Source organism: Microbulbifer sp. (genome assembly GCF_051659245.1).
In the GTDB taxonomy this organism is placed as follows: Bacteria; Pseudomonadota; Gammaproteobacteria; order Pseudomonadales; family Cellvibrionaceae; genus Microbulbifer.
The window spans coordinates 18,057-42,206 of sequence record NZ_JBOFOC010000194.1 but is presented as its reverse complement, the minus strand read 5'-3'; the positions used below and the strand labels follow the sequence as shown (position 1 = coordinate 42,206).

General features: G+C 64.0%; 26 protein-coding genes. 7 read left to right on the top strand and 19 right to left on the bottom strand.

Annotated elements, in window-relative coordinates; genetic code table 11:
* Positions 1–153 precede the first annotated feature (153 nt).
* From ACRC0P_RS18470 to yrfG, 9 genes are all read right to left on the bottom strand, one after another.
* Positions 154–855, bottom strand: a complete 702-nt coding sequence (locus ACRC0P_RS18470) for a D-Ala-D-Ala carboxypeptidase family metallohydrolase (RefSeq protein WP_438632776.1) — start codon at positions 853–855, stop codon at positions 154–156.
* 16 nt (positions 856–871) lie between these two features.
* Entirely contained in the window at positions 872–1,558 is a 687-nt protein-coding gene (locus tag ACRC0P_RS18465; RefSeq protein ID WP_438632775.1) for a D-Ala-D-Ala carboxypeptidase family metallohydrolase, read from the bottom strand.
* Between the two features lie 404 nt (positions 1,559–1,962).
* Positions 1,963–2,670 (bottom strand): alpha/beta fold hydrolase, encoded by a 708-nt coding sequence (locus ACRC0P_RS18460; protein WP_438632774.1) that lies wholly within the window; start codon positions 2,668–2,670, stop codon positions 1,963–1,965.
* Positions 2,671–2,746: 76 nt separating this feature from the next.
* Complete coding sequence (locus ACRC0P_RS18455; RefSeq protein ID WP_438632773.1) at positions 2,747–4,306, bottom strand: phosphoenolpyruvate carboxykinase; 1,560 nt, start codon at positions 4,304–4,306, stop codon at positions 2,747–2,749.
* Positions 4,307–4,712: 406 nt separating this feature from the next.
* Positions 4,713–5,591: an Hsp33 family molecular chaperone HslO gene (gene hslO, locus ACRC0P_RS18450; protein ID WP_438632772.1), complete on the bottom strand. Its 879-nt coding sequence runs from the start codon at positions 5,589–5,591 to the stop codon at positions 4,713–4,715.
* 48 nt (positions 5,592–5,639) lie between these two features.
* Positions 5,640–6,071, bottom strand: a complete 432-nt coding sequence (locus ACRC0P_RS18445) for a DUF4124 domain-containing protein (RefSeq protein ID WP_438632771.1) — start codon at positions 6,069–6,071, stop codon at positions 5,640–5,642.
* Positions 6,072–6,102: 31 nt separating this feature from the next.
* Positions 6,103–7,608 (bottom strand): S1C family serine protease, encoded by a 1,506-nt coding sequence (locus ACRC0P_RS18440; protein ID WP_438632770.1) that lies wholly within the window; start codon positions 7,606–7,608, stop codon positions 6,103–6,105.
* A 137-nt stretch (positions 7,609–7,745) separates the two neighbouring features.
* The gene (locus tag ACRC0P_RS18435) at positions 7,746–8,123 is read right to left on the bottom strand and encodes an RNA-binding S4 domain-containing protein (RefSeq protein WP_438632769.1); all 378 of its coding nucleotides are present in this window, start codon (positions 8,121–8,123) and stop codon (positions 7,746–7,748) included.
* A gap of 74 nt (positions 8,124–8,197) precedes the next feature.
* On the bottom strand, positions 8,198–8,851 hold the full coding sequence (gene yrfG, locus ACRC0P_RS18430) for a GMP/IMP nucleotidase (protein ID WP_438632768.1): 654 nt from the start codon (positions 8,849–8,851) through the stop codon (positions 8,198–8,200).
* A 292-nt stretch (positions 8,852–9,143) separates the two neighbouring features.
* Between yrfG and cysK the strand changes: the two genes are divergently transcribed.
* The 5 genes from cysK to ACRC0P_RS18405 all read left to right on the top strand — a co-directional run bounded on the left by cysK (position 9,144) and on the right by ACRC0P_RS18405 (position 12,357).
* Complete coding sequence (gene cysK / locus ACRC0P_RS18425) at positions 9,144–10,061, top strand: cysteine synthase A (RefSeq protein WP_438632767.1); 918 nt, start codon at positions 9,144–9,146, stop codon at positions 10,059–10,061.
* 149 nt (positions 10,062–10,210) lie between these two features.
* The gene (gene cysQ, locus ACRC0P_RS18420; protein ID WP_438632766.1) at positions 10,211–11,050 is read left to right on the top strand and encodes a 3'(2'),5'-bisphosphate nucleotidase CysQ; all 840 of its coding nucleotides are present in this window, start codon (positions 10,211–10,213) and stop codon (positions 11,048–11,050) included.
* Positions 11,051–11,133: 83 nt separating this feature from the next.
* Positions 11,134–11,340 (top strand): hypothetical protein, encoded by a 207-nt coding sequence (locus tag ACRC0P_RS18415; RefSeq protein WP_183458065.1) that lies wholly within the window; start codon positions 11,134–11,136, stop codon positions 11,338–11,340.
* 135 nt (positions 11,341–11,475) lie between these two features.
* Positions 11,476–11,757 carry a type II toxin-antitoxin system HicB family antitoxin gene (locus tag ACRC0P_RS18410; RefSeq protein WP_438632765.1) on the top strand — a complete coding sequence of 94 codons (282 nt, stop codon included), beginning with the start codon at positions 11,476–11,478 and terminating at the stop codon, positions 11,755–11,757.
* Between the two features lie 39 nt (positions 11,758–11,796).
* Positions 11,797–12,357 carry an outer membrane protein gene (locus ACRC0P_RS18405; RefSeq protein ID WP_438632764.1) on the top strand — a complete coding sequence of 187 codons (561 nt, stop codon included), beginning with the start codon at positions 11,797–11,799 and terminating at the stop codon, positions 12,355–12,357.
* Positions 12,358–12,429: 72 nt separating this feature from the next.
* Here ACRC0P_RS18405 and ACRC0P_RS18400 read toward each other — a convergent pair whose 3' ends face one another.
* The 9 genes from ACRC0P_RS18400 to ACRC0P_RS18360 form a co-directional block, all read right to left on the bottom strand.
* Positions 12,430–13,467, bottom strand: coding sequence for a hypothetical protein (locus tag ACRC0P_RS18400; protein ID WP_438632763.1), 1,038 nt, complete (start codon positions 13,465–13,467; stop codon positions 12,430–12,432).
* A gap of 154 nt (positions 13,468–13,621) precedes the next feature.
* Positions 13,622–14,047 carry a hypothetical protein gene (locus tag ACRC0P_RS18395; protein WP_438632762.1) on the bottom strand — a complete coding sequence of 142 codons (426 nt, stop codon included), beginning with the start codon at positions 14,045–14,047 and terminating at the stop codon, positions 13,622–13,624.
* Between the two features lie 258 nt (positions 14,048–14,305).
* The gene (locus tag ACRC0P_RS18390) at positions 14,306–15,640 is read right to left on the bottom strand and encodes a DUF58 domain-containing protein (RefSeq protein ID WP_438632761.1); all 1,335 of its coding nucleotides are present in this window, start codon (positions 15,638–15,640) and stop codon (positions 14,306–14,308) included.
* Positions 15,637–16,635, bottom strand: coding sequence for an AAA family ATPase (locus tag ACRC0P_RS18385; RefSeq protein WP_438632760.1), 999 nt, complete (start codon positions 16,633–16,635; stop codon positions 15,637–15,639). Before ACRC0P_RS18385 ends, ACRC0P_RS18390 begins: the two co-directional genes overlap by 4 nt.
* Complete coding sequence (locus ACRC0P_RS18380) at positions 16,632–17,939, bottom strand: DUF4350 domain-containing protein (RefSeq protein ID WP_438632759.1); 1,308 nt, start codon at positions 17,937–17,939, stop codon at positions 16,632–16,634. Before ACRC0P_RS18380 ends, ACRC0P_RS18385 begins: the two co-directional genes overlap by 4 nt.
* Positions 17,932–19,488 carry a DUF4129 domain-containing protein gene (locus ACRC0P_RS18375; protein ID WP_438632758.1) on the bottom strand — a complete coding sequence of 519 codons (1,557 nt, stop codon included), beginning with the start codon at positions 19,486–19,488 and terminating at the stop codon, positions 17,932–17,934. Before ACRC0P_RS18375 ends, ACRC0P_RS18380 begins: the two co-directional genes overlap by 8 nt.
* Positions 19,478–20,437: a stage II sporulation protein M gene (locus tag ACRC0P_RS18370; RefSeq protein WP_438632757.1), complete on the bottom strand. Its 960-nt coding sequence runs from the start codon at positions 20,435–20,437 to the stop codon at positions 19,478–19,480. The genes ACRC0P_RS18375 and ACRC0P_RS18370 overlap by 11 nt, the downstream gene beginning before the upstream one ends.
* Positions 20,438–21,118, bottom strand: a complete 681-nt coding sequence (locus ACRC0P_RS18365; protein WP_438632756.1) for an RDD family protein — start codon at positions 21,116–21,118, stop codon at positions 20,438–20,440.
* 18 nt (positions 21,119–21,136) lie between these two features.
* Positions 21,137–21,886: a hypothetical protein gene (locus tag ACRC0P_RS18360; protein ID WP_438632755.1), complete on the bottom strand. Its 750-nt coding sequence runs from the start codon at positions 21,884–21,886 to the stop codon at positions 21,137–21,139.
* 159 nt (positions 21,887–22,045) lie between these two features.
* Here ACRC0P_RS18360 and ACRC0P_RS18355 point away from each other — a divergent pair, with 159 nt between their 5' ends.
* Together ACRC0P_RS18355 and ACRC0P_RS18350 are read left to right on the top strand one after the other, a co-directional pair.
* Positions 22,046–22,630: a DUF2939 domain-containing protein gene (locus ACRC0P_RS18355; protein ID WP_438632754.1), complete on the top strand. Its 585-nt coding sequence runs from the start codon at positions 22,046–22,048 to the stop codon at positions 22,628–22,630.
* 1 nt (position 22,631) lies between these two features.
* Entirely contained in the window at positions 22,632–23,009 is a 378-nt protein-coding gene (locus ACRC0P_RS18350) for a DUF2237 family protein (RefSeq protein ID WP_438632753.1), read from the top strand.
* A gap of 172 nt (positions 23,010–23,181) precedes the next feature.
* Here the strand turns inward: ACRC0P_RS18350 and ACRC0P_RS18345 are convergent, their stop codons facing one another.
* A complete protein-coding gene (locus ACRC0P_RS18345) occupies positions 23,182–24,150 on the bottom strand; it encodes an AgmX/PglI C-terminal domain-containing protein (RefSeq protein WP_438632752.1) in 969 nt (322 codons plus the stop codon).

The window sequence follows — 24,150 nt, the reverse complement described above, 5'->3', positions numbered from 1 at the left end:
GGGTTCCTCTCGCAGAGATTTTATTTGTCGATGACTTTCGATTTGTAAGTTGCAGGGCGGATAAGCGAAGCGCATCCGCTACCGAATGCCGGTGGATGACTACCCTACGTCTTGTTGGTTTCGCGGGCCAATGAAAGCAGATCGGAGCAGTTTTTACCAGCGCCGGTAGCCACAGGTGTCCACGTGAAAGCGGATGCCGCTGTAGATGCCCAGCCCCATGTTCCATTGCTTGCCGGATTTCTTATGGATCTTGCGCAGTACGGGCAGCAGCTGTTTGCGGGTGAATTTGTGCTGGGGCACCAGGTCCACGCCGCAGAAGTGCAGGTGCTTGCTGGCATTGGCCCCGCCGGCCTTGCCGTTGTAGTGGGGGGTGCGCCAGCCGGAGAGCACCACGACCGGGCCGATGCGCGGAATGATTTCCCGCTGTATCACGCGCAGGGTGTTCACCATGGTCCCCCATTGTTCCATAGGCGGAATGGCGAAGGGCGGCTCGCCTACCAGCAGCCAGTCGCTGCCCTGGCGCAGCAACTCGTAGGGGGGCACCACCTTGTCCACCCTTTTGAACTGCAGATACTTCTCCAGCATGGCGAAGCGTAAGCGGTTGTCGCCGCGGCTCAGGAATTCTTCGAATAGTTTTTCCGAGGCGGCGGGATAGCCCTGGATGTCGTAGACATCCGGGGTGGGTCTGTACTCCTCCGGGGTGACGACGCGCTCGGCCAGTTCCCGGATTTTGTCTACGGTGAGCACCACCAGTGAGAGCAGGCCGATAAGCACCAGTATACTGATCCAGATAAACCGGCGGCGCTCGATATGGATGTCGACGTACTCTTCGTCCTTCCTCTCATGTATGTCCATAGGGAGAATCCATCACTCACCAGCTCCGGTAGCCACAGGTGTCCACGTGGAAGCGCACATCGCTGTAGACCCCCAGGCCGAAATTGCTCTCGGGGCCCAGGCGCGCGTGCAGGCTGCGCAGCTCCTCTATCAGTTCCTTGCGGCTGATATTGGATTGGGGCACCAGGTCCAGGGCACAAAAGCTCCCGTGGACCCGCCCGTTGGCACCGCCGGCCTTTTGGTTGTAGCTGTCGCTGCGATAGGCGGAGACGATCTCCACCGGGCCCACAGCCGGCTTCACCCGGTCGCGCACCATCGCCAGGGTGGCAATCATATTGCGCCACTGGTCCTGCGGTGGAAGGGCAAACGGCGGCTCCTCGATATCCAGCCAGTCGGGGCCCTGGCGCAGCAGGTTTGCCGGCGGGGTTACCTCGCCCACTCCCGCGCGCTCGAGGAAATCCGTGAGCTGGGCCAGCTGCGCGCGGTTCTCCTCCCGGCGCAGGAAGGCTTTGAGGCTGCGATGGTCGGCCACACGGTAGCCTTTGAGTTCGTAATAGGGTCTTTCCAGGGATTTCAGGTGGAGGTACAACCACAGGGCGACCACCACCACCAACAGCAGCGCCATGAGCGCAAGCAGTACTCCCCAGTTGGTCTTTTCCCCGCGGGACAGCCGGCGGAAGCGGGAGAGCAGCGGCGTTATAGGGTTGATTGGAGGTAGTGACATGGGCCGTGTATCGCGCTATTCCTTCAATCACTATAGCCACCAAAAACAAAAAGCCGCCGCAGATTGCTCTGCGGCGGCTCTTGGGGGCCGGACTGAATGGCACTGCGTTAAGGGACGGCAGGGCAACTTTTGTAGGATGGGCAAAGCGCAGCGTGCCCATCAAGGCCCGGAAGGGATGGCACTAAGTTAAGCGGAATCCCCCTGTAGGAGCCTGCTTGCAGGCGAATTGAGGTCGCGGCAAGGTACCGGGAATGTTCGCCTGCAAGCAGGCTCCTACAGCGCAATCCTCAGGGCAGGAGCAGCTCGGAGCTTAGCTTAGTGCCATTCAGGCCCGGAAGATGGGCACTGCCCATCCTACAAGGAGAAGCGGCTTATCTTTGTGCCAATTTGGGGCTGGACGGGGATCAGGTCTGGGGGGCGATGGACGCGATCCGCCAGTGATTGATTTCCCGTGCCAGCAGCGCCGGGGCCTCCAGCGGCAACATATGGCCCGCTCCGGGCAGCTCGCATACGGGAGCGTGGCGGGCAATGGCGGCCATCCAGTCGCGGTTCACCAGCCGGTCCAGCTCGCCGTAGCAGTAAGTCACCTTTGCGCCCAGCGCCGCCAGCGGCTTGTACAGGTCCCGCCGATCGCTGGTGGCCGACAACTGGGACACCAGGACGGCCTGTCCCAGACGCTGGTCCATGGCCTTCATGCAGTCGGTGATGGCGCGGTTGGCCAGGTTGGCCGGCGCCACCATCTGCGCGATCTTGCGGTCGCTCAGGCCGCCGTAGCCCTGACGTTGAACCCAGGCCAAAAGTTGGCGCCGTTGCTTCACTTCGTCTACAGGTAGGGCGCAGGGGCTGTTGGCAGAGACCATGACCCGCGCAAAGCGGTCCGGCGCCGCCACTACCAGCGCTGCGGCAAGGTAACCGCCCAGGGAAAAACCCAGCAGATCCACCGGCGTGTCGGGCAACTGTGCCAACAGCGCCCGCACCAGTCCGGGCACCGAGTCCGCATTGGGAATCGGGATGTGAACGAGCGGTTGCTCCAACTGCGGACGCAGAAACTGCCACAGCTGCTGGTCGCACATGGTGCCGGGAATGGCGTAGATGGGGGATGAGTCGATCATGGTCGAACCGGGCCGGCGCCTGTTGCCGGCCAGCCTCGTATGGGAAACTTGCAAAAGACGGACAGGACACTGGGACTTAGGCCTGTGGTCCCGCGGCTTTCACCTCGTGGCTCACGTTGAATTTCTCAATATTCTCCGCGAACAGCCCGGCCAGCTTGCGCGCCTGCTGGTCGTAGGCCGCGGTGTCGGCCCAGGCGCCGCGGGGGTTCAGGTAGCCCTTGTCCACGCCCGGCACCTCCAGCGGGATATCCAGGTTGAGGATATCCAGGTGCTCGGTCTCGACATCTTCCAGCGCGCCGCTCTGGATGGCGGCGACCACCGCGCGGGTCACCGGGATCGGGAAGCGCTTGCCCTGGTTTTGAGAAGAGCCGCCGGCGCCGCCGGTCCAGCCGGTGTTGACCAGGTAGACCCTGGAGCCGAAGTCCTCGATGCGTTTCATCAGCAGGTCGGCGTACTCTCGCGGCGGGCGCGGCATGAAGGGTGCGCCGAAACAGGTGGAGAAGGTGGGGTGGATGCCCGCCTCCGCGCCCAGTTCGGTGGAGCCCACGCGGGCGGTGTAGCCGGACAGGAAGTGGTAGGCGGCGGCTTCCTTGGACAGAATGGACACCGGCGGCAGTACGCCGGACACGTCGCAGGTCAGGAAGATCACGTTCTTTGGCTCGCCCGCGCGGTTTTCCGGCTGGCGCATCTCCACGTGTTCCAGCGGATAGGAGCAGCGGCCGTTCTCGGAGAGGCTGGTGTCGTCGTAGTCCGGCACGCCGCTTTCGTCGGTGACCACGTTCTCGACGATGGCGCCGAAGCGGATGGCCTCCCAGATCACCGGCTCGTTCTCGCGGCTCAGGTTGATGGTCTTGGCGTAGCAGCCGCCCTCGATATTGAACACCGCGCCCTTGGCCCAGCCGTGCTCGTCGTCGCCGATCAGGTAGCGCTCCGGGTCGGCGGACAGGGTGGTCTTACCGGTGCCGGAGAGGCCGAAGAACAGGCAGGTATCGCCGTCTCTGCCCACGTTGGCGGCGCAGTGCATCGACATCACGTCTTTTTCCGGCAGCAGGAAATTCTGCACGGAGAACATGGCCTTTTTCATCTCTCCGGCGTAGCGCATGCCGGCCAGCAGCACCTTGCGCGCGGCGAAGTTGATAATCACGCAGCCGTCGGAGTTGGTGCCGTCGCGCTCCGGCTCGCAGACGAAATTGGCCGCGTGCAATATGCGCCACTCCTCCTTGCCTTTGGGATTGTACTTGTCGGTGCGGATGAACATGTTGTGCGCGAACAGGCTGTGCCAGGCGGTCTGCGCGGTCACGACGACGGGCAGGTAGTGGTCCTCGTCCTGGCCCACGTGCAGTAATTGCACGAAGCTGTCGCCGCCGGCGACGAATTCGTCTACCCGCTTCCACAGGGCGTCGAACTTGTCCTGCGGGAAGGGCCGGTTGATGCTGCCCCAGTCGATGCTGTCGACGGTGGAGGGCTCTTCAACGATAAAGCGATCCGCCGGGGAGCGGCCGGTGCGGGCGCCGGTTTCCGTTACCAGCGCGCCGGTTTCGGAGAGCCTGCCCTCACCGCGCGCCAGCGCCTGTTCCACCAATTGCGCTGGCGCCAGGTTCCTGAAAATCTGCGCCGTGTCGTCCATCTGTGCCATTCGTCGATTACCCGTGTTGTATCTAAAGAAAGTAGTCGGGCCGGCGCAGAAAGCGGCGACCGGGCAAATTCGGGGGCGCATTATGGCAAACTTCAAATTACCCGGATAGCAAGTCTGGTCATTTTTTATTCGATGACAACGCTATCAGGGAAAATTTTGCGTTGTTTTATTTGTTTTGTTTATTATGAATTTTTAGATAATAAATTGCATGGATTTTTGTTTGGCGATGGCGCCATTGTAGGTGCCCATGGCCGCGATCGGAGTTCGGTAGATACCCGGAGATTGATCGCGGCCATGGGCGGATGGCCGCCCCGCCGCTCCTACAGGGCACACTCATTGCGAGTCCCGAGTCCCGAGTCCCGAGTCCCGAGTCCCGAGTCCCGAGTCCCGAGTCCCGAGTCCCGAGTCAATGCATCGTGTGCGGCGGGGCGCTGAACAGGGCCTCTATCTGCTCCCGGTCGAAGCGGTACTGCCTGTTGCAGAACTGGCAGTCGGCGGCTATCTCTCCACCCTGCTCTTCCAGCAGCTTGTAGACCTCCTCCGGCCCCAGTGAAACCAGTGCGCGGGCGCTGCGCTCGCGGGAGCAGCTGCATTTGAAGCGGATATTGGCGGTGCCGAGATGCGCCGGCGCCAGCTGGTGGAACAGGCGGTGCAGCAGCTGGTCGTGCGGCAGACTGTGCAGTTCCTCCGCGGTGACGGTTTCCGCCAGGTGCTGGGCGGTCTCCCAGGCGTCGTGATTCTCCGCCTCGGCGGCGGCGTTGTTGCCCGGCAGCACCTGCAGCATGATGCCGCCCACGGTGTCGGGGCTGGATTCGATCCAGAAGCGCGTGGCCAGCTGCTCTGACTGGGTGAAGTAGTCCTCCAGGCACTCGGCCAGGGTGTCCTTTTCCAGCGGCACTATGCCCTGGTAGCGTTCGCCCTGCCGGGGGTCCAGGGTGATCGACAGCACGCCCCGGCGGCCGATCAGCTCGCGCAGGGTGCCGCCCCCGGCGATCTCCGCGCCCTCGGCCACGCGGGCGATACCGCGCAGGTCGCTGTGGTGGGTGCACTCGGCGAGGATCAGCGGTACGTCGCCCTCACCGCGGGCCTGCAATATCAGCAGGCCCTCGAACTTGAGGGTGGTGGAGAGCAGGCAGGCGGCGGCGAGGAACTCCCCCAGCAGCTGGGCGACCGGTTGCGGCAGCCGGTTGTTCTCCAGCACGGCGCGGTAGGCTTTGGTGAGGGTTACCACCTGGCCGCGGATATCGTGGTGGGAAAAGATAAAGCGTTCCAGCTGGTCTGACATGAACGGATTGCCTCGGCAAAAAACGCGGGATTTTAGGGGGGTGCCGCTTCAGCCGCAAACGCGGCTGATCTCCCGCTTCAACAGCTCCGCCTGCCGCTGCCGCTCGCGCTCGGTCATTTTCACTTCTTTGCCGTCTCCGCCCACGAAGGTTACGGGGCCCTGGAGAATGCGCAGTTGCCTGCGTGCGTTGTGGCAGGCTCGGGCCATCTGTTGCCGGTGCTGCAGCTCTTTCCTCTGCCGGCGGCTTTCGTACTCCTGTTGCAGCTTGTCCTGCTGTCGGGGGGCCTTCTGCGGGGCGCCGCCATCGGCGCTGTTGATGGGGCGCAGTTCGCCCTCGACATTTTTCGCCGCGGCCTGCGCCGGCGGGCGGTCGCCGAAGTGGACCTTGCCCTCTTCATCGACCCAGCGGTAGACCTCTTCGGCGGTGGCCATGGCGGCCGACAGCGACAATGCGATAATTCCAATCCCTGCTCTTATCACGATTTCTTTTCCTCTGATCACTGGCCGCCGATCACTCGCCGCCCTCCCCCTGGGCCAGGGTGCTGAACAATCCCTGGGAGTGGCGGTTGGGGATGTGATAGGTCTGCAGTATGAAGGGCTGCTGTTCGCGCGCGTCGGCGGCGTCCAGCACCATGCGATAGCCGGCCTGGTCGCGCAACTCGACGAAAGACTGCTCATTGCTTTCCATCAACTGGGCGAATTCCTCGAAGTCCGCGACCGGCGAGCCGTTGACCGAATCGATAATCCAGTTTTTCCAGTCGTGGTAGCCCAGGTTCACCGCCGCCGGCAGCACCTTCAGCGCCACCACCAGTTCGCGGCGCCGGGCGTCGCCCCACTGGTTGCGCGCGTAGAGGTAGTCGATGGGCGCCTTGGAGTGCCAGTTGTTGCCCCAGCGTTTGATGAGGTTCATGTTCAGCGGCACGAACACTACACCGCCGTAGATGTAATAGCGCGGGCGCTGGTCGTACTGTTCGCTCAGCACCAGCGAGCGCGACGGCGGCGCTGCGGCCAGTTCGATCTGCGCGCTGCGCACCTCGCCGTTGCGGGAGAAGCGCACCGGCAGCTGGTCGCCCACGTGGTACTGATCCACCGCGTAGTGGTAGTTGGTGCGCTGGTTCTCGCTCCACTCCACGGTACGGTCCGAGGCCACCGCGTAGCCGTCCACCTCCAGCAGCACGTCCCCCGGGCGCAATACCTGGGCTGCGGGCGAATCTTCGAAGACCTTCACGATCAGCGCGCCCTCCTGGCTGTCGTCGAGATCCGCCGCCTGCTTCATGGCCGGGCTCTCCATGCTCTGGGTGATTGCACCCAGCTCGGGGAAGCCCTGGTGCACGCCGTCCCCGGCATCCTCCAGCACGTGCTCAATCACGCTGGGCGGGACGAAATAGCCCAGGTTCTCGGCGCCCTGGCTCTGGTTGGTCTGCATCGCCACGCCGACGATACGGCCGTTGGAGATCACCGGTCCGCCGCTGTTGCCGGGATTGATGGCGGCGTCTATCTGCCCGGCCATCAGGTAGCTCTCGGCGTGGGCGTAGTACTGGTGTTCAACCCGCGAGAGCACACCGCGGGTGATGGACAGGGACTTGCCGCCGATAGGGTAGCCGTACACCGTGACTTCTTCCTGTAGGTCCGGCAGTTCGCCCATGGCCAGGGGGCGGGTGCCCTTGAAGAAGCTGTCGTCCTCCACGGTGAGCAGGGCCAGGTCCGCATCGTGGGATACAAACTGCACCCGGGCGCGGAATTTCTTCGCGTCCCCGTGGCGCTGTACCTGGATAAAGCTGCCGTTGGCCACCACGTGGGCGTTGGTGAGGATACGCTCGCCATCGATCACCGCGCCGGAGCCGGACAGCTGCTGGGCGTTGAGCAGTGCCCAGGGATTGAAGTAGTCCGGCGCCGCGGCGGTGGTGTAGATCTTGATAATGGAGCGCTTGAGCTGCTCCCGTTCGCGGCTGTCGGCGGCGGCGGGCTGGGTGAATATCAGAAGCAGGAGGGCGAGGGGGGCTAGTCGTTTCATCATGGGCGGCGAAGTTATTGCTTGGTGTGGCGAGTTTAGCAGTTGGTGCAGTACTCCTGTAGGAGTCTGCCTGCGGGCGAAAATTCCCTAGTGTCCTGTATGGTACCTAGCTGCTTAGCGGCCCGCTGGTGTCACTAACACTAGTCCTGGTCGCGCAGGAAGCGGTGAATCTGCCGGCGCTGTTTCTTGTTGGGGCGCTCGCTGCGGATGCCGGCGTTGCCGGCCCGTCGCTCGGCGCTAGCCTGCTCGCGCCTGGCGATACTGGCCTCGGTTTCCCGGTACAGGGTGCGGGCGACATCGGCGCCGCGGCGCTGGTCGGACAGGGCCAGCACCTCCACTTCCACCAGGTCCCATCCCTGGCGGATGCCCAGGGTGATGCCGGTGGTGATCTCCTTGCTGGCTTTGATCCGCTGGCCGTCGGCGTGCACCTTGCCGCCCTCGATGGCCTGTTTGGCGATGCTGCGGGTTTTGTAAAAGCGTGCGGCCCAGAGCCACTTGTCGATGCGTACTTTGTCCATTCAGGTGCGGGTTTGATTACTCAATTGAAAGGATTTGTGCCCGTAGGAGCGGCGAGAACCAGCCGCGGCTCGTTTCAAATAATCATTATCTCATCGAACTGGTGAATCGCCGGAAAATCGGCGATCACCCGCATGGGGCCGCGGCTGTCCGGCTGGCGGATGCACAGCAACCGGCCGATGCCGTAGTCGCGGGCGGCGGCGAGTACGCTCTCGTTGTCGTCCACGAACAGGGTGCGGGAGGGCTCAAAGTCGATATGCTGCCGCAGCGCGGCCCAAAAATGTCCGCTCTCCTTGGCGTGGCCCAGGTCGTGGGATGAGACGATGCCGTCCAGCCAGCGGTCGATGCCGGTGATCTCCAGCTTGTGGGCCAGGCTGTCCGGGTGGGCGTTGGTGACCAGAAATGCGCGCTTGTTCAATTGGCGCAACCCTTCGAGAAAGGATTCGGTCTGCGGGCGCAGGGCGATGCGGTCCTCGATCTCGCGCAGGATGGTGGCGATATCCAGTTTCAGTTCCCGGGACCAGAAGTTCAGGCAGTACCATTCCAGGGTGCCGCGGCGGGCGTCGATCTGCGCGCCCAACCGCTCTTCCGCCTGTGCCAGCGGGATATCGTGGATCTCCGCGTAGCGCCTGGGCAGGTGGGTGAGCCAGAAGTGGTTGTCGTAGTGCAGGTCGAGCAGGGTGCCGTCCATATCCAGCAGCACCGTATCGACGTCTTGCCAGTCGAGCATGGGGTCAGTTTACCTCTCGTATAGGCCATGTTCCTGTCGCCCTTATTAATGCCCCCATTATGCCCGCGCGCGGCCCAGCCCGTACAGCAGCATCAGTTGCGCGAGCAGAAAGGCACCCGGATAGATCGCCGCACGCGCCGTGAAGGCCAGTAGCGGTGCGGCGGGACTGTGACAGCGGATTCGCGACGGTTGCGGGGGACCCGGTCATGGCTTTTCGCGCGTTTTTCTTGTATTTGTGTGGGGCAGTATTTGGCAAAGGTTATCCGACAGGCAGATCAGGAGAGCGTCGCGCATGAAGGCAGCCAATATTCTCGAAACCATCGGCAACACACCCCACGTCCGCATCAATCACCTGTTTCGCCCGGATATCGAGGTGTGGATGAAGGTGGAGCGCTTCAATCCCGGCAGCAGTATCAAGGACCGCATCGCACTGTCGATGGTGGAGGAGGCGGAGGCCAGCGGCGAACTCAAGCCCGGCGGGGTGATTGTCGAGCCCACCTCCGGCAACACCGGCGTCGGCCTGGCGATGGTGGCCGCGGTGCGCGGCTACCGGCTGATTCTCACCATGCCGGAATCCATGTCGGTGGAGCGGCGCAAGATCATGAAGGCGATGGGTGCGGAAATCGTGCTGACGCCCAAGGAGCGCGGCATGGGTGGCGCCATCGAGCGGGCCCGGGAGCTGCTGGAGGAGAACGCCAACAGCTGGATGCCGCAGCAGTTCAACAACCCCGCCAACGTCAAGGCGCACCGGGAGAGGACCGCACAGGAAATCCTCGCGGATTTTCCCGAGGGGCTGGACTACCTGATCACCGGCGTCGGCACCGGCGGTCATATCACCGGCTGCAGTGAGGTGCTGAAAGAGCATTTCCCCGAGTTGAAGACCTTCGCGGTGGAGCCGGAGAAATCGCCGGTGATTACCGGTGGCGAGAAAGGCCTGCACCGGCTGCAGGGAATCGGTGCCGGCTTTATACCGGAAATCCTCAATATCGACGCCCTCGACGACGTTATCCTGGTCAGCGAGGAGGACAGCTTCGAGATGGCTCAACAGTGCGCCCTGAAGGAAGGCATCTTCGTCGGCATCTCCTCCGGCGCCACCCTGGCGGCGGTAAAACAGCGCCAGGACCAGCTTCCCGCCGGCAGCCGGGTGCTGATATTCAGCTACGACACCGGCGAGCGGTACCTGTCTATCGAGGGGTTCTTTCCCGCCTGAAAAATTGTTCAAGTTGAGCCGTAGGGTGCGCCGCGCGCACCACTGCGGAGCCGAGCCCCGGTGCGCACGGCGCACCCTGCGGTCGGTTTACCGGTGGGATCGCCGCAGCCGATGCGTATAATCCCCCGCTCATACAAGTTGGAGTGATTATGGACAAGGCGTTGGATACGAAGGTGTTGGTGAAGCAGGTGATCGACATCTGCACCCGCGCGGGCGAGGCGATCCTCGAGGTGTACAACAGCAGCGCCGAGCTGGAAGTGGATACCAAGGCGGACGATTCCCCGGTCACCGCCGCAGACCTGGCCGCCCACCGGTTGCTGGCGCCGGCGCTGGCGGCGCTGATCGAAGGTGTGCCGGTGCTCTCCGAGGAACAGGAATTCCCGCCCTATAGCGAGCGCCGCCAGTGGAAGCGCTACTGGATCGTCGACCCGCTGGACGGCACCAAGGAATTTATCCGCCGCACCGGCGAGTTCACCGTGAACGTGGCGCTGATCGAGGGCGGCGAGCCGGTGCTGGGGGTGGTGCACGTACCGGTGCTGGATATCACCTACGGTGGCTGCAAAAACAACGGCGCCTTCAAGCGCAGCGCCGGGACTGAACAGGCGATTCGCGTGCGCAGCCTGGCGCCGCGCCTGGAGGCCGGCGAGCCGGTGGAACTGGTGGCCAGCCGCAGCCACGGCGCCGGCGCCGTGGACCGGCTGGTGGAGTGTATCGAATCCGAACTGGGCACTGTGGCCTGCAAGAATATGGGCAGTTCGCTCAAACTGTGCCTGGTGGCTGAGGGCGCCGCGGACCTGTACCCGCGCCTGGCGCCCACCTGCGAGTGGGATACCGCCGCCGCCCAGGCGGTGGTGGAGGCCGCGGGAGGCGTGGTCGTGGATGACAAGTTCCAGCTGTTGCGCTACAACACCAAGGATTCCCTGCTCAATCCCCACTTCTACGTCATCGGCGATTCCGGATTCCCCTGGCGAGAATTGCTCATAAAATAACCAATTTCGTCTAAGCTCTACTGTAAGCCAAGTTTTCGGGCGACCCGGTTCGCCCGGCTGTCTGTATTGGTAGAGGTAGAGCCATGACCCGCCCCCGCAGCGCTCACGTCAACATCAGCGAGAGCGAGACCCGCAAGCTGCGCCAGCAGCTGGAAGTGGAAATCACCTGGCTGAACCGGCAACTGGAGGAGCTGCAGGGCGCGGAGACCGACCTGGACATCTCCCTGCTGCAGACCTACCGGGAGATGATCTTCTCCCGCCGCGCGCTGCTAGGCCGCATTCCCCGCTGACCGGCTCCCCCTCTCCCTAACCCTCTCCCCCCAAGGGGGAGAGGGTACTGGAAGGGATTTTTTCGCGCGCAAATTTGCCACGAAAAACTGAAAGCCGTCTACGCTTGGTACGTTAATGTAAAAGAGTAACGTCCGATGCGTTATCCGGTTGTGGTTCACAACATTGAATACGCCGGCTTCGGCGCCATAGCGCCGGACCTGCCCCATTGCCACTGCCACGCCGACACCCTCGACGCCACGCTGCAGAAAATGGCGGAAACCATTTTGCAGCGCCTGGAAGAAGTGCGCGCCGCTGGAAAGGCGCCGCCGACGCCGGGCAATATCGAAACCCTGCGCAACAACCCGGCTTTTGCCGGCGGCATCTGGGCCATTATCGACGTGGCACATTCCCACCCGTCCCCCAGCGCCGAACCCTGAATACCGGTCGGTAAATCGTTTGCACCAAGGAAGGTTGTGATGAAAAAAATCCTGTTTGTCCTCGCTTTTCTCACCTCATCCACAGCCGGCGCGATAGGGTGGAACAACCCCATCGAAGGTATCTGCGCCGGCGAGTACCGGGTGATTACTACCCTCGGTTCGGGGCAGGGCGATCTGCAGATCGAGAACGACCAGGATTTTTTTGGCCTCGCCAGTATCGGCATCACGCCCACGGTGGGAGTTTGGCAGGTGGAGCTGCGCTACTCCCATTTCGACGGTAGCGGTGTTTCCGTCGACCAGTACGGCATCAACTTCAAGGTGGATTTCAGCCTCGCCTGCGACGTGCAGTGCCTCTATTGGATGGCGGGCTGGAACTACGGCGAGTTCGACGTGGACACCGTGGAGCAGCACGGCTTTGTGTTCCTGGTGGACGACCACGACGAGCGGAGCTACTGGAACGCCGGAGTCGGCTATCGCTACAACTGGACGGACGATTTGGATACCTCGTTGGAGTACAACTACAACGATATCGATCGGGTGGCGGGGGTTGACCTGGGGCACCTGCGTACGTGGACGCTCAATCTCAGCTACCGTTTTTAGCACAAGCCGGCAAGTTTGATCGCGGCCATGGGCGGATGGCCGCCCATGGCCGCGATCAGGCTTTCAGGTTAACTAAAAAGCATAGGAAAGGCTCATATTCACCCCATCCTCCCGCGCCAACTGGTAGCCGTTGTAGTGCGCGGAAATATCCTCCACCCACTCCAGCCCCAAGCGTATACCGGCCAGTGCACCTCCCTGCGCCACCAGATTGAAACCCAGCCCCAGGTCCAGCATCTCACCGCCGTAGTTGCCCTGCAGATCCGCCGGGCTCGAGTGGTTGTGCGGGCCCGTGTAGTGACCGTCGATATCCCCCTCTTTGGAGTACTGCAACCGCGCCGACAGGCTCAGCCAGTCGGCCACGCGATAGGCGCCCCAGGCGCTGGCCCCGTAGCGTTCGCCGAAGACAAACCCGGAATCGTTTTCGCTCTCCATGGGCAGACGCGCGGAGAGCTGGGCTCCCCAGCTCAGCCTGTCCAGGGCGCTTGTGTAAGTGAGGGAGGGCATCAGGTCCCAGGTGCCGGTGCCCAACTGCATACCGTAGTGGACGAAGGTGCCGTCGGCATTTTTCTCGTTCACCGAACCGGTGGGCGCGCTCACCGCCAGGGTTGCGTGCAGCCGCTGGGCGCCGGCGTCCGCCAAGCGGAAGAGTCCGCCTACCACCGTGTCGCCGGTGCCGGAAACCCGGCCCCTGTGGCTGCCCATCTCGTGGCCGCCGTGCATATCGCCGTGGCCGCCGCCGGTCATCGCCATGTCCATTTCCATGGACATGACCTGGGGCATCAGCATCAGGGTCAGGTCGTCGGACACCGCGTACATGATGTCCAGCATATGCATTTCCATGGTCATACCGGTGGGCATCATCGAATAGCCGGCCGCGACCAGGTCCGTCGCACCCACCTCGTCCGAACCGCGATAGACCCCGGAATATTCGTCGCGCACGGCGCGGTAGCCGAACATCCACTCACCTTTCGCGTGCAGGTGATCGGCCATCACCCCGGCGGGGGCGTGGCCTTCAGGTAGATAGAAGGGCGCTTTGTTATCGTGGGCAAAAGCGGATTGGGTGGCGAAGCCGGCCGCTACGGCCAGCAAAGTCAAATTGAAGTGTTTCACGGATTTTCTCCTGCCATAGGTTCGCGCACCGCAAACGTTTTGCAGTGCGCAAATTAAAAAGTTTTTTCGTAACTGCTCACTCGCAGGGAATGTGCGTTGGCTTAAGGGAGCCACCCCGCCGCTCCTACAGGGGTGAGTAGTTACGTTTTTCTTTCTAGAGATGCAGGAAATTGGGAGGGGCGCGCTCGGGCGGCAGAAAATAGCGGTGCCTTTGAGCGGCATTTTGAACGGGGCCGGCAAAGGAAGGGGAAATCCCGGCGATACTCGGGAAAATTTCCGCAGAGCCGGTAACCGCCGCGGTGGCGACGGAGGAAAAGCTGCAGTGGTTGTCGGCAAAATTCTGCGCCGTGGGCGCATCGTGCTGGTGGCCGGCCGGATGGTGGTGGCCGTTGTGGCGCGGGGCGAGCAGTTCGAGCAGCAGCGCACTGCGGCTGTCGCCGTGGCAGTATCCGTAGGGAGCGCCGCCGGCCAGCGGCGCGGGCATAAAGCCCGCGGGCACCAGGCCGCGCACCGCGAGGAATACCGCCAGCAGCAGTACGGCCTGCCAGCGGTGTAAATTAAAATTTCTGCGTTGTGCCATCGTACTTATCGGGTTCGGCTTCGACAGCGGGTCTGATCGCGGCCATGGGCCGCTCCTACAAGGGTTATTTCCGGCTGTAGGAGCGGCGGGGCGGCCATCCGCCCATGGCCGCGATCAGAGTTTCAGGATAACTACGAACTCAGATCCCACCGCTGCGCTTAAGGCGCCAATAGTGCAGTAGGGTGCGCCGTGCGCCGGCACTGCGCCCGGACCGTTCTGGTGCGCACGGCGCACCCTACGCAATCCCGCTTGTACTGCTCAGATTCTACCGCTGCGCTTAAGGCGCCAATAGCTCTCCACCAGCGCCATATGCAATTGCGCCGGCTCTGAGTCTACCACCAGTACGTTGCGCGCGCGCAGCTGTTGCAGCAGGCGTGCGCGGCGGTGCAGGAAATCCCGCGCGGCGGTCCGGTCGATGGCGCTGTCGAAGTCGCGCACCGGTTCGCGCACCAGGTTATCCAGCGCGGTCTCCCGCAGGCTGGCGACCATCACCAGGTGACGGCGGCTCAGCAGCTGCACCGCGGCCAGCAGTTCGTCGCTGTCCTCGTCGCGCAGGTTGGTCACCAGGATGACCAGGGCGCGGCGCTGGTGCCGGGCCAGCAGCTGCTGGGCGGCGCCGCTGAAGTCGCTGTGGGCGGTGCCGGAGTGCAGGTCGTAGACGTGGTTGAGCAGCAGGTTGATACCGCCCTCCCCCTTTACCGGCGGCAGTTCGCCGTCGCCGCCGCCGGTGGCGAAGGCGTGCAGGCCCACCGCGTCCCCCTGCTTGATCGCCACGTAGGCGGACAGCAGCAGCGCGTTGAGGGCGTGGTCGAAATGGCTGAGTTCGCCGTCCTTGGTGCGCATGCGGCGGCCGCAGTCCAGCATGTAGACGATTTCCTGGTCGCGCTCGTCCTGGTACTCGCGGCTGATCAGCTTGCGCATGCGCGCGCTGGCCCGCCAGTCCACCTGCCGCTGGCTGTCGCCGCGGCGGTATTCGCGCAACTGGCGGAAATCCATGCCCTCGCCGCGGCGCTGCTGCTGGTGCAGGCCCAGGTAGCGCAGGCTCTGCTCGGTGCTGAGCGCCTGCAGCGAGGAGATGCCGAGGAAATTGGGGTAGACCTTTACCATCTGCGGTTCGCCCAGCAGCACTTTTTTCTGCCACAGTCCCCAGGGGGCGTCCGCCAGCACTTCGATGCGGCCGAAGTCGGCGCGGCCGCGATGGTGCGGTACCAGGGGGTAGTCGATCTCCACCTCCTGGTTGCAATCCAGCTGCGCGCGGCGCGGCAGTGCGCGGCTGTGCAGCTGGTCGGGAAGCTGGTCGCTCACCAGCAGCGCAAGCGGGCGCGGGCCGAAATTGCGCAGGGTGAGCCGCACCCGGTTCTCAACCCCGAGGGCCAGGTTGCCGGGGAGCCGCCGTTCGCCCTCCGCTCCCCACACTTTGCGCCCCACCAGCCAGTCCAGCAGCGCCGCCCCCAGCAGCAGGGCGCCGGCGCACCACCAGGCGGCGGCGAGCCCGTCGGCGGCGCGGGGCAGCCAGATGCGCGCGGCGCTGACCGCCAGCGCCGCCAGGCACCAGTAGCCGAGCAGTATTACCAGGCGGCGGCTCGGTCTCACAGTCGGGGCGCTTCCACGGTGTCGATAATCTGCGCCAGCACCGAATCGGCGGTCTCGCCGTCGATCTCCATATCCGGCGACAGGCCCACGCGGTGGCGCATCACCGGGATGGCCATGGCCTTGACGTCATCCGGCAGCACGAACTCGCGGCCCTGGATCAGCGCCTGGGCGCGGGCCGCCTGCAACAGGCCGATACTGGCGCGGGGGCCGGCGCTGCGGCGCAGCTGCGCGCTTTCGCGGGTGGCGCGCACCAGGCGCACCGAGTAGTGCAACACCTGCTGGTCTACCGCGACTTTGGGTACCAGGGCCTGCAACTGTTGCAGCTGTTCGACGGTGAGCAGGCCGACCGGCTGTTGCAGCTGCTGCTCGATGCGCCCGCTGCTCGCCGCCGCGGCCAGTTTCAATTCCGCCTCCAGGCTGGGGAAATCGATCAGCACCTTGAGCAGAAAGCGGTCCAGCTCCGCCTCCGGCAGCGGATAGGTGCCCTCCTGCTCGATGGGGTTCTGGGTGGCCAGCACCATAAACGGGCTGGGGGTGGGCAGGGCTTCGCCGTCGATGGTGACCTGCTTCTCCTGCATCACTTCCAGCAGCGCCGCCTGGGTCTTCGCCGGGGCGCGGTTGATCTCGTCCGCCAGCAGCAGGTTGGTGAACACCGGGCCGCGGCGCACCTCGAAGCGGCTCTCGCCCATGTGGTAGATGGCGTGGCCGGTGACGTCCGCGGGCATCAGGTCCGGGGTGAACTGGATGCGGCGGAAGCGGCCGCCGAAGCAGTTGGCCAGGGAGCGCACCAGCAGGGTCTTGCCCAGGCCGGGTACCCCCTCGAGCAATACGTGGCCGGAGGCGAGCAGCGCGATCAGCACCTGCTCCACCACCGCCTCCTGGCCGATCAGCAGCCGGTTGATGGTGTTGCGCAGCAACGTCAGCTGGGCGCCGACGGCCTGCCATTTTTCGGTTTCCGCGGATTGGTCTGTGGGGGTGTTCAGGGTTTCGCTCATAGTGCGGCCTCGATTTGCTGCAGTTTGCGCATCTGTTCGGTAAAGGTCTCTTCGCTCCGGGGCGGGTCGCCCCAGAGGGTCGCGGCGACGGCGGACTCGTCCAGCCCGGTCTGGGCGGCCAGTTGTGTGCAGAGTTTGCGTCGCACCGGCGGACTGGCCCGCTCCCCGCCCAGGCGCCGCAGCAGCGCGTCCCGCTGCTGGCGCACCAGGTTTTCGCAGTGCCCGGCGCGCCAGTAGTAGTGGCCGCAGGCGGAGATATGTTCCAGCAGCGAGCGTCGCGCGGTCTCCGGTTCCGGCGCGCGGGGGCCGAAGCGGCGCGAGCGGTACAGCAGCCAGGCGAGCAGGGCCAGGGCGCCGGCGAGGAAGAACTCCCCGGCGTAGCGCCGCGCCAGCTCCCCCAGCGAATCGAAACGCGGCCGGGTGAGGAAAACGAAGTCGCCGTCGGCGGCGAGCAGGCGCAGCAGGTAGGCGTGGTCGAAATGGCCGATGCGGTCCGATCGCCAGAGGCCGCCGTCCGCCACAATGGTGATCAGCCCGTCGCCGCGCTCGAACTGCATAAAGGGCACGCCGGTGTCATCGCGGTGAATTTTGGCCCAGAACACGGGGCCGTCGCCAACCTCTTCCCCCTCTCCGTCCAGGGCCGGGTGTTGGAGCAGGTGGCGGCCGGTGAAGTGCAACCGGTACTCGTCGCCGCCTCCGGTGGTGAGGGTGACCAGGTCCTCCGGGTCCACATCCGGATTGCGCGGCGGTTCTTCCTCTTCGGCGGGCTCCTCTTCTTCCTTTTGCCCGTCTTCTTGCCTCCCTTCGCGCAGGCGGCGGTTGTGTTCGCGGAGTATTTCGCTGGCGCTCTTGCCCTCGAGCTCCTCCGCCTCTTCGCCGAGGAGTTCGCGGAAGGGGTGCTCGAAGTCGATTCCGTCCCGCTCCTCCAGGGAGACCTCCAGCCGGTCCAGCAGCCAGTCCCGCTCGCCCTCGCCCGCGATGTGGGCCACCACGATGGCGTGGCCGCCACTCTCCACCCAGCCGAGCAGGTCGTCCGCGCGCTTGAGGTTATACGCCTGGCTGGAGCTGGCCAGATAGAGGGTGTCGTCGGGGGCGAGAGTATTCAGTACGGAGATATTGTCCCCGCGCCGGGTGTGCAGGCCGTCGGCGGCGAGGAACTGTTCCGCGGCCAGGTAGGGATTGCGCCGGGCCTCCGTTCCCCAGCCGAGGTCCACCTCCTCGCTGTAGCGCTCGAACAAATACAGGAAGGCGGCGGTGGCTGCGGCGGCGATCAACAGCGTTGCAACGAGAAAGACCCTAGTCATGGGCAAACACCTCCCGCCACTGGCCGCACAGGGTCTGTACCCGCGCCGTTTCCGGCGCGCGGTGGGCGTAGGCGAGTTGCTGCCAGACCGCGGTCAGCTGTTGTACGAAGCCGCTCAGCGCCGAACTCACCGGCGGCTGCTCTTGGTTCCCGCCCCGGCGGCGCTCCACCAGCCGCGCGCACTCGCGCTCGGTGAGATGGTCGCCGAACTCAAAGAGATAGTCCTCGATCAGGTGGGACAGGGTGGCGCGATACAGCAACCCCAAGCCGGCCCGCTGCTCGCCCTGTTGCCACAGGCGCAACACTTCGGCACACACATCCGCCGGCAGGCTGGACTGGCGCACGTCCAGGCCGAACAGGGTCTCCGGCGCGGCCTTTTTTTCCCGCGGGGGCTTACTGCGGAATTTCAGCGCCCGGCCGAGTTGTTCGCGGTAGTGCCAGAGCAGGTAGACCGCCAGGGCGACGGCGCCGATCCACAGCAGTACTTCCAGCAATCCGGCAACAAGCGGGCCCCAACTGGCTCCGCTGTCCTGTGGAGACTCATCCGTGGACAGCTTCTCCAGCCACTCGATAAGCGCTATCAGCCACTCGGGGAAGGCTTCGTCCTCCCGCTCGAACTCCTTCAGGCGCCATCCCCTGACGGTCTCCATCCGATGGAAATCCTCGCCCGCGAGGATTTCGTCGACCTGCTCCCGCGCCTGTTCCGGACTGCCCCCGGCCTCGGCGCGGGCTTGCAGCGCCGGCGCCGCGGCGAAAATGCCCAGGGCGCACAGCAGCATCAGCTGCGCCGCCAGGGGGGCGGTCTTTTCGCTGCGCCGCTGGCGCTCCACCAGGTTGCGGAACTGTATCTCGATATCCCAGGCCTCCAGCTCGATGCGCCGGCCGATATACAGGGAGAAGCCGCAGACGATATAAAAGGGCGCGACCGCGGCCATCACCAGCAGGTAGAGGCCGTTCAGCGCCCACACCAGCCAGGTTTCCCCACTGCCCAGAAAGGGCACCCAGTCGATCTCCACCTGTTCCGGTATCAGCAGGTAGATCAGCGCCATCAGCGCCAGGGAGAGAATCAGTTCCAGGTGATACCCGGTGAGCGTCAGCCAGGTGGCGGCGCTGGCGTGCTTGCGGTGCAGCACGCCGATGCGCGCCCCCCGCGCCGCCCCGCTGCTCTGCTCCAGCAGGGTCACCGGCATATCGAAGGAGCGGGTGGGGCTGAGGCGCCGCCAACTGAGCCACGCCAGCCAGTCGCGGCGGTTGACGGAAAAGAACTGTTTCAGCGCGGCGCCGGCGGACATTTTCTCGCCGAACAGCGCGCGGCTGGCGATCAGCAGCGGCAGGCGGTCGTACACCGGCTTCAGCCACCACACCAGGAAGAACCCCCATCCCGGGGAGTCGCGCAGCAGCAGCGCCGCGATCCCGAACGCCAGCGCCGCCGGCAGCAGCCACACCACAAACAGCGGCCACCACAGTCGCCGCGCCAACGCCACCCCCAGGTCGATGGATTCCCAGGGCGAGCGCAGTCGTGCGCGCACTGCCAGCCGGTTAAGGTCCACGGTTCGCCTCCCCGCGTCCGGCGAGAGCGAAGTAAGCGATCACCAGCAGCCACAGCGCCGCGCCCACGCCCAGTTTTATTCCAATCCCCAGTTGGGTACTGGAGGACCAGAAGGCCTCCAGGAAGGCGGCGATCACCAGCATCGCGAAGGTGCCGTACATGATTTTCATCGCCTCGACACCGGCTAGGCGCAGTGCCACCAGGCGGCGGTGGCGGCCCGGGTCGATCAGCGACTGACCCAAGCGCAAGCCGGCGGCGCCGGCGAAGACGATGGCGGTCAGTTCGAAGGCGCCGTGGCCGATCACGAACGGATAAAAGGTTGATACGAAGCCCACCCGGGTGATTTGCCCGAACACCGCGCCCAGGTAGACGCCGTTGAACACCAGGAAAAAAATCGAACCCAGGCCGAATAGGATGCCCCCCGCAAAGGTGCGGAAGGCGATGCCGATATTGTTCTTGATGTAGAAGCCGAACATCATCAGGTCGGAATCGGAGCCGCGCTCGCGGCCCAGCACGCGGTTGGCCGGGTCGTACATGGATTCGAACTGCATCACCTGCTCCGGGGTCATCACCGCGTAGATCAGCGCATCGTTCCAGTAGCTGCCCAGGCCCAGCACCAGCGCCGGCAGCACGAAGAGCGCGGTGGCCAGCCAGACGTAGCGGGCCTGCTCGCGGATCGCCCGGGGAAAGCCGGCGGAGAGATACCACAGCCAGGTGTTTTTGCGCAGGGTCTGCTGCTGGTAGACCCGGTGGTGCGCGGCCATCACCAACTGGTTGAGTCGGTCGATCAGGCGGTTGGTGTACTGGCGCTCCACCGCCACCGCAAGCTGCTGGCACAGGCTGCGGTAGGCCGCCGGCAGGTCCAGGCCGGCATCGCCGCCGCGCTTGAGCCACTGTTCCAGCTGCTGCCAGCTCTCGCCGTATTTGTTCTCGAAATCGTTCTGTTTCATCTATCTGGAACCGAGCAGCCAGCAGCCCACGGCGCGCAGGTACTGCAAACCGGTTTCGCCGGGTTTGCCGGTCACCGGCTCCAGCAGTCCGGCCAGCTCCCGTTGGCGCGCCTCGCTGAGTTCGCCGTGGCGCTCCGCCAGGCTGATTACCGCCAACTGGTCCTGCAACTGCAGGCCGCGGGGCGGCGCCAGCGGCGCGACCTTGGGCAGCTCCGGTCGCTGCCCGCCGGCCTGCCGGTAGACCACCAGGGTGCCCGCGGCCATGTCCCCCAGGCGCTGGAAGTTCTTGTTCAGAACCATGGACAAAGTGCCGGCGGCGTAGCCGAACGGCAGGAAGTCGGCGAAGCGCAGCAGGTTGCGCAGCAGGGAGGCGCCCCAGGATACGGGGGTGAGATTGTCGTTGACCACGATCAGGCCGAAGGCTTTCTTGCCCGGGGTCTGGCCGTTGCGCACCACTTCAAAGAATACCGGGTAGAACCACTCCAGCAGGAAGGAGCACAGCAGCCATATCCCCGTACCCGCGCGATCGGCGAACGCCAGCGCAATGCCGAGCGCGAGCAGGATCAGCGAGCGGTAGAAGACATCCACCGCATAGGCGAGGATGCGCGGCACAGGCCCGGCGGCCTGTGCTTTCAGGTCGATGCCCTCGGGGGTCTCGATACTGTAGGCGGTGTCCAACAAACCACCATCCCCCGCAAATTAAGCGTTTTCCGGACCGGCACCGAAGACTTTGCGGTACACAACGCCATAGGCCACGGCTACGGTGGGGATCGCCCAGATCAGGCCGATCAGCAGCGCGAGGCCGCCCACCACGTAGATCACCAGGCACAGCAGCAGGAAGCCGAACATGGGGAACCAGTGCTTGGTGATCGTCTTGCGTGATGTCTCCAGAGCCTGCCAGGGGCCCAGGCCCTTGTCCACGATCAGCGGGATCGCCAGGATATAGGCCACCATCAGGTAGATGCCGGGGATGATCAGCAACATAAAGCCGATGACAATCAAAATCGACATCAGAATATTGCACACAACCAGCGGCACTATCTTGTCGAAATGAGAAAAGACCTCGGTGCCGGACACCGTTTCATCGCGGGCGATCTTGACGCCGATCATCAGCATCCCGGCCACCAGCGGCGCGGACAGGGCGGTGACAATCAGTTGGTGCAGCAGTGAGGAAGTGAGAGTTACGTTCGCAGCGTTCGCCGGATCGAAGGCGGGATAGCCGGTGATCAGGCCGGAGATAAAGGTAATAACCCCCACGGCGATCGCGTAGAGCAGAATGCCCAGCCACACAGTGCCCTTGTGGCCCTTGATGCGGCCCCAGGCCTCGCTGATGATGTCGCCGACGGAAATCGCATAGTCCCCCGCCAGTCCTTTTTCCAGAGAGCCGTAGTCCCCACTCTCTTCCCCCGCAGTCAGCTCCGATTCCGGGGCTTTATAGATGTCACTCATTGTTTTGATATCCTGTCTCGGTTCTTTTTTGTTCAGAGTCACAGAGCCCATCCGACCAATATCTCACAGCCGCACCCCCTGCGACAATCCCACAGCAGGATTAGGCGATCGGTGCGGGAGGCTATAAGATCGGCGGCGGGAAAAGAGAGAGCGCGTACTATGAAGAAAGGATTGCTGATCTCAGCACTGCTGCTGGCACTGTTCGCCGGCGGCTATACCGCCCTGCCCTGGTACACCGCGGAGCAGATAGTGCGGGCCGCGGAGGCGGAGGACATCGAGCGGCTGCGGGGCTACATAGACTTTCCCACCCTGCGCGAAAATCTCAAGCTGCGCCTGCAGCAGCGGCTGCGCGAATCCATGGGCGAGTCGGTGCCGGAAGAACTGAGCGAGTTGCTCACCGCCGGTGCCAACCTGTTTATCGTGCCTATCCTGAACCAACTGGTAACCCCGGAGGGCATCGGCGACCTGCTGCGCGGCGGCAAAAACCTGCGCGAGTTCGAGCGCGAACTCTACCGGGATTCACTGCCGGACGGGGAGCCGGTGGAGCCCGACCCACGGGAGCGCGAAGGCGACTGGCGGCTGTTGGGCTGGCACTTCGTGGACTTCAACCGCGTCGCCGCCGACTGCGGCGACGACAACGGCGCGCAGTTGCGCCTGATACTGGAGCGCCAGGGCCTGCACTGGCGGCTGGTGGATATCGCCCTGCTGGACCGGAAAGAAGAATTAAAGTGGACCGGAATTTGATATGAAAATGGAAGACTCCCTCAACGTATTCGGCGATCCCCTGCTGCCCTGCAGCACGGACCCGCTCACCGGCTTTTTTCGCGACGGCTGCTGCAACACCAACGAGCATGACCTCGGCTCGCACACTGTATGCGTGGAAGTCTCCGAGGAATTCCTGAATTTCTCCCGCGCCCGGGGCAACGACCTCAGTACCCCCATGGAGGAATTCGGCTTCCCCGGCCTCGAGCCCGGCGACCGCTGGTGCCTCTGCGCCGCCCGCTGGCTGGAAGCGCAAAAGCACGATATGGCGCCGCGGGTCTATTTGCAACGCACGCATGTGAAGGCATTGGAAATAGTGCCGTTGACGGTGTTGCGGCGGTACGCGGCGGATCTCAACTAGTTGCGGAATGGCTCTGGCTTTCTGTAGGAGCCTGCTTGCAGGCGAATCCTGGAGCTTAAACGACAGCGGTTAGGTAACTGTTTCTCGTAGGATGGGCAAAGCGGAGCGTGCCCATCAGGCGGTCGAAGATGGGCACGCTCCGCTTTGCCCATCCTACATAAAATCACCGAGATCAGGACGGCAGAAAGTCAATCGAGTAATTCAGTGTGGCCCGATCCACATTGGCCGCTCCAAAGTTGATAAGGCGGATTCTGGCCAGCAGTTTTCGCTCCAGGCCCGGGCTGTTCAGTTCGCTGCTGACCAGTTTTATTCCCGAAACAGTGCCGTTGGGCTCGATGATCAGCTGCACGGTGACCTTGCCCTGTAGCGTGGGGTCGCGGCGCAGGGCGCGGTTGTAGATGGCGTAGATGGCGCTCTTGTTGGCTTCCATGACGCTGCGGATGGATTCCTCGGCGCGGGCGGATTTTTCGCGGCGCGCTTTCCGGCCCGCTTCCCGGGCGGCGCCGCTGGCCTGGGTGTTTTCCACCACCGTGGTCTCCCGCGCGGCCAGGGATTGGCCTCCGGTATCGCGGCTCAGTTTGCCGGTGTTGACGCCGCCGCTGGCGGTTTTGGAGCGGTCGGAGATCAGTGAGCGGTCTACGGTTTTCGCGCTGGTGGCGGCGCCGGCTGCCAGCTGGCCGCTACTCACTTCCGCGATATCGACACTCTCGCGCATCGCCAGCAGGTCGTCCTGCATCTGCATCAGCCCGCTGTTGGCGGCTTTCTTGCGCGCGAGCTCCACTTTTGCCGCCGGGGGTTTTTCCTGGATTTTGGGCTTCGGTTCGGGCTTTTTCGGTTCCGGTGCTTTTTTCTCGGGTTGTTTTTTCTTCACCGGTTTTGGCTTGGGTTTTGGCTCCGGCTTGGGCAGGGTTTTCTTTTCCAGGATCACCTTGGCCAGTTGCGGTGGAATCCGCTCGGCCTGTTCGCGGGTGAGTTCCGGCACCGGTATCAGCGCCATGACGACGCCCAACAGGAGAAACGCGATCAGGCCGTGCTTGAGAAAGCGGGCGAACCTTCTGTCCTCCTCCTCGCTGGCGGACCAGGGCAATATCGTTTCCTGGAACAGCCAGGGGGCGCATTGGGGGTTGATTGCACTTGCCAT

Bases quoted from the DNA above. Each gene is read 5' to 3' on its own strand.
- ACRC0P_RS18385 (WP_438632760.1), bottom strand. From the start codon at position 16,635: ATGAGCGAAACCCTGAACACCCCCACAGACCAATCCGCGGAAACCGAA.
- hslO (WP_438632772.1), bottom strand. From the start codon at position 5,591: ATGTCAGACCAGCTGGAACGCTTTATCTTTTCCCACCACGATATCCGC.
- ACRC0P_RS18405 (WP_438632764.1), top strand. From the start codon at position 11,797: ATGAAAAAAATCCTGTTTGTCCTCGCTTTTCTCACCTCATCCACAGCC.
- ACRC0P_RS18350 (WP_438632753.1), top strand. From the start codon at position 22,632: ATGAAAATGGAAGACTCCCTCAACGTATTCGGCGATCCCCTGCTGCCC.
- ACRC0P_RS18465 (WP_438632775.1), bottom strand. From the start codon at position 1,558: ATGTCACTACCTCCAATCAACCCTATAACGCCGCTGCTCTCCCGCTTC.
- ACRC0P_RS18395 (WP_438632762.1), bottom strand. From the start codon at position 14,047: ATGGCACAACGCAGAAATTTTAATTTACACCGCTGGCAGGCCGTACTG.
- ACRC0P_RS18460 (WP_438632774.1), bottom strand. From the start codon at position 2,670: ATGATCGACTCATCCCCCATCTACGCCATTCCCGGCACCATGTGCGAC.
- ACRC0P_RS18410 (WP_438632765.1), top strand. From the start codon at position 11,476: ATGCGTTATCCGGTTGTGGTTCACAACATTGAATACGCCGGCTTCGGC.
- ACRC0P_RS18440 (WP_438632770.1), bottom strand. From the start codon at position 7,608: ATGATGAAACGACTAGCCCCCCTCGCCCTCCTGCTTCTGATATTCACC.
- cysK (WP_438632767.1), top strand. From the start codon at position 9,144: ATGAAGGCAGCCAATATTCTCGAAACCATCGGCAACACACCCCACGTC.
- ACRC0P_RS18370 (WP_438632757.1), bottom strand. From the start codon at position 20,437: ATGAAACAGAACGATTTCGAGAACAAATACGGCGAGAGCTGGCAGCAG.
- ACRC0P_RS18455 (WP_438632773.1), bottom strand. From the start codon at position 4,306: ATGGCACAGATGGACGACACGGCGCAGATTTTCAGGAACCTGGCGCCA.
- ACRC0P_RS18415 (WP_183458065.1), top strand. From the start codon at position 11,134: ATGACCCGCCCCCGCAGCGCTCACGTCAACATCAGCGAGAGCGAGACC.
- ACRC0P_RS18470 (WP_438632776.1), bottom strand. From the start codon at position 855: ATGGACATACATGAGAGGAAGGACGAAGAGTACGTCGACATCCATATC.
- ACRC0P_RS18380 (WP_438632759.1), bottom strand. From the start codon at position 17,939: ATGACTAGGGTCTTTCTCGTTGCAACGCTGTTGATCGCCGCCGCAGCC.
- ACRC0P_RS18355 (WP_438632754.1), top strand. From the start codon at position 22,046: ATGAAGAAAGGATTGCTGATCTCAGCACTGCTGCTGGCACTGTTCGCC.
- yrfG (WP_438632768.1), bottom strand. From the start codon at position 8,851: ATGCTCGACTGGCAAGACGTCGATACGGTGCTGCTGGATATGGACGGC.
- ACRC0P_RS18360 (WP_438632755.1), bottom strand. From the start codon at position 21,886: ATGAGTGACATCTATAAAGCCCCGGAATCGGAGCTGACTGCGGGGGAA.
- ACRC0P_RS18345 (WP_438632752.1), bottom strand. From the start codon at position 24,150: ATGGCAAGTGCAATCAACCCCCAATGCGCCCCCTGGCTGTTCCAGGAA.
- cysQ (WP_438632766.1), top strand. From the start codon at position 10,211: ATGGACAAGGCGTTGGATACGAAGGTGTTGGTGAAGCAGGTGATCGAC.
- ACRC0P_RS18435 (WP_438632769.1), bottom strand. From the start codon at position 8,123: ATGGACAAAGTACGCATCGACAAGTGGCTCTGGGCCGCACGCTTTTAC.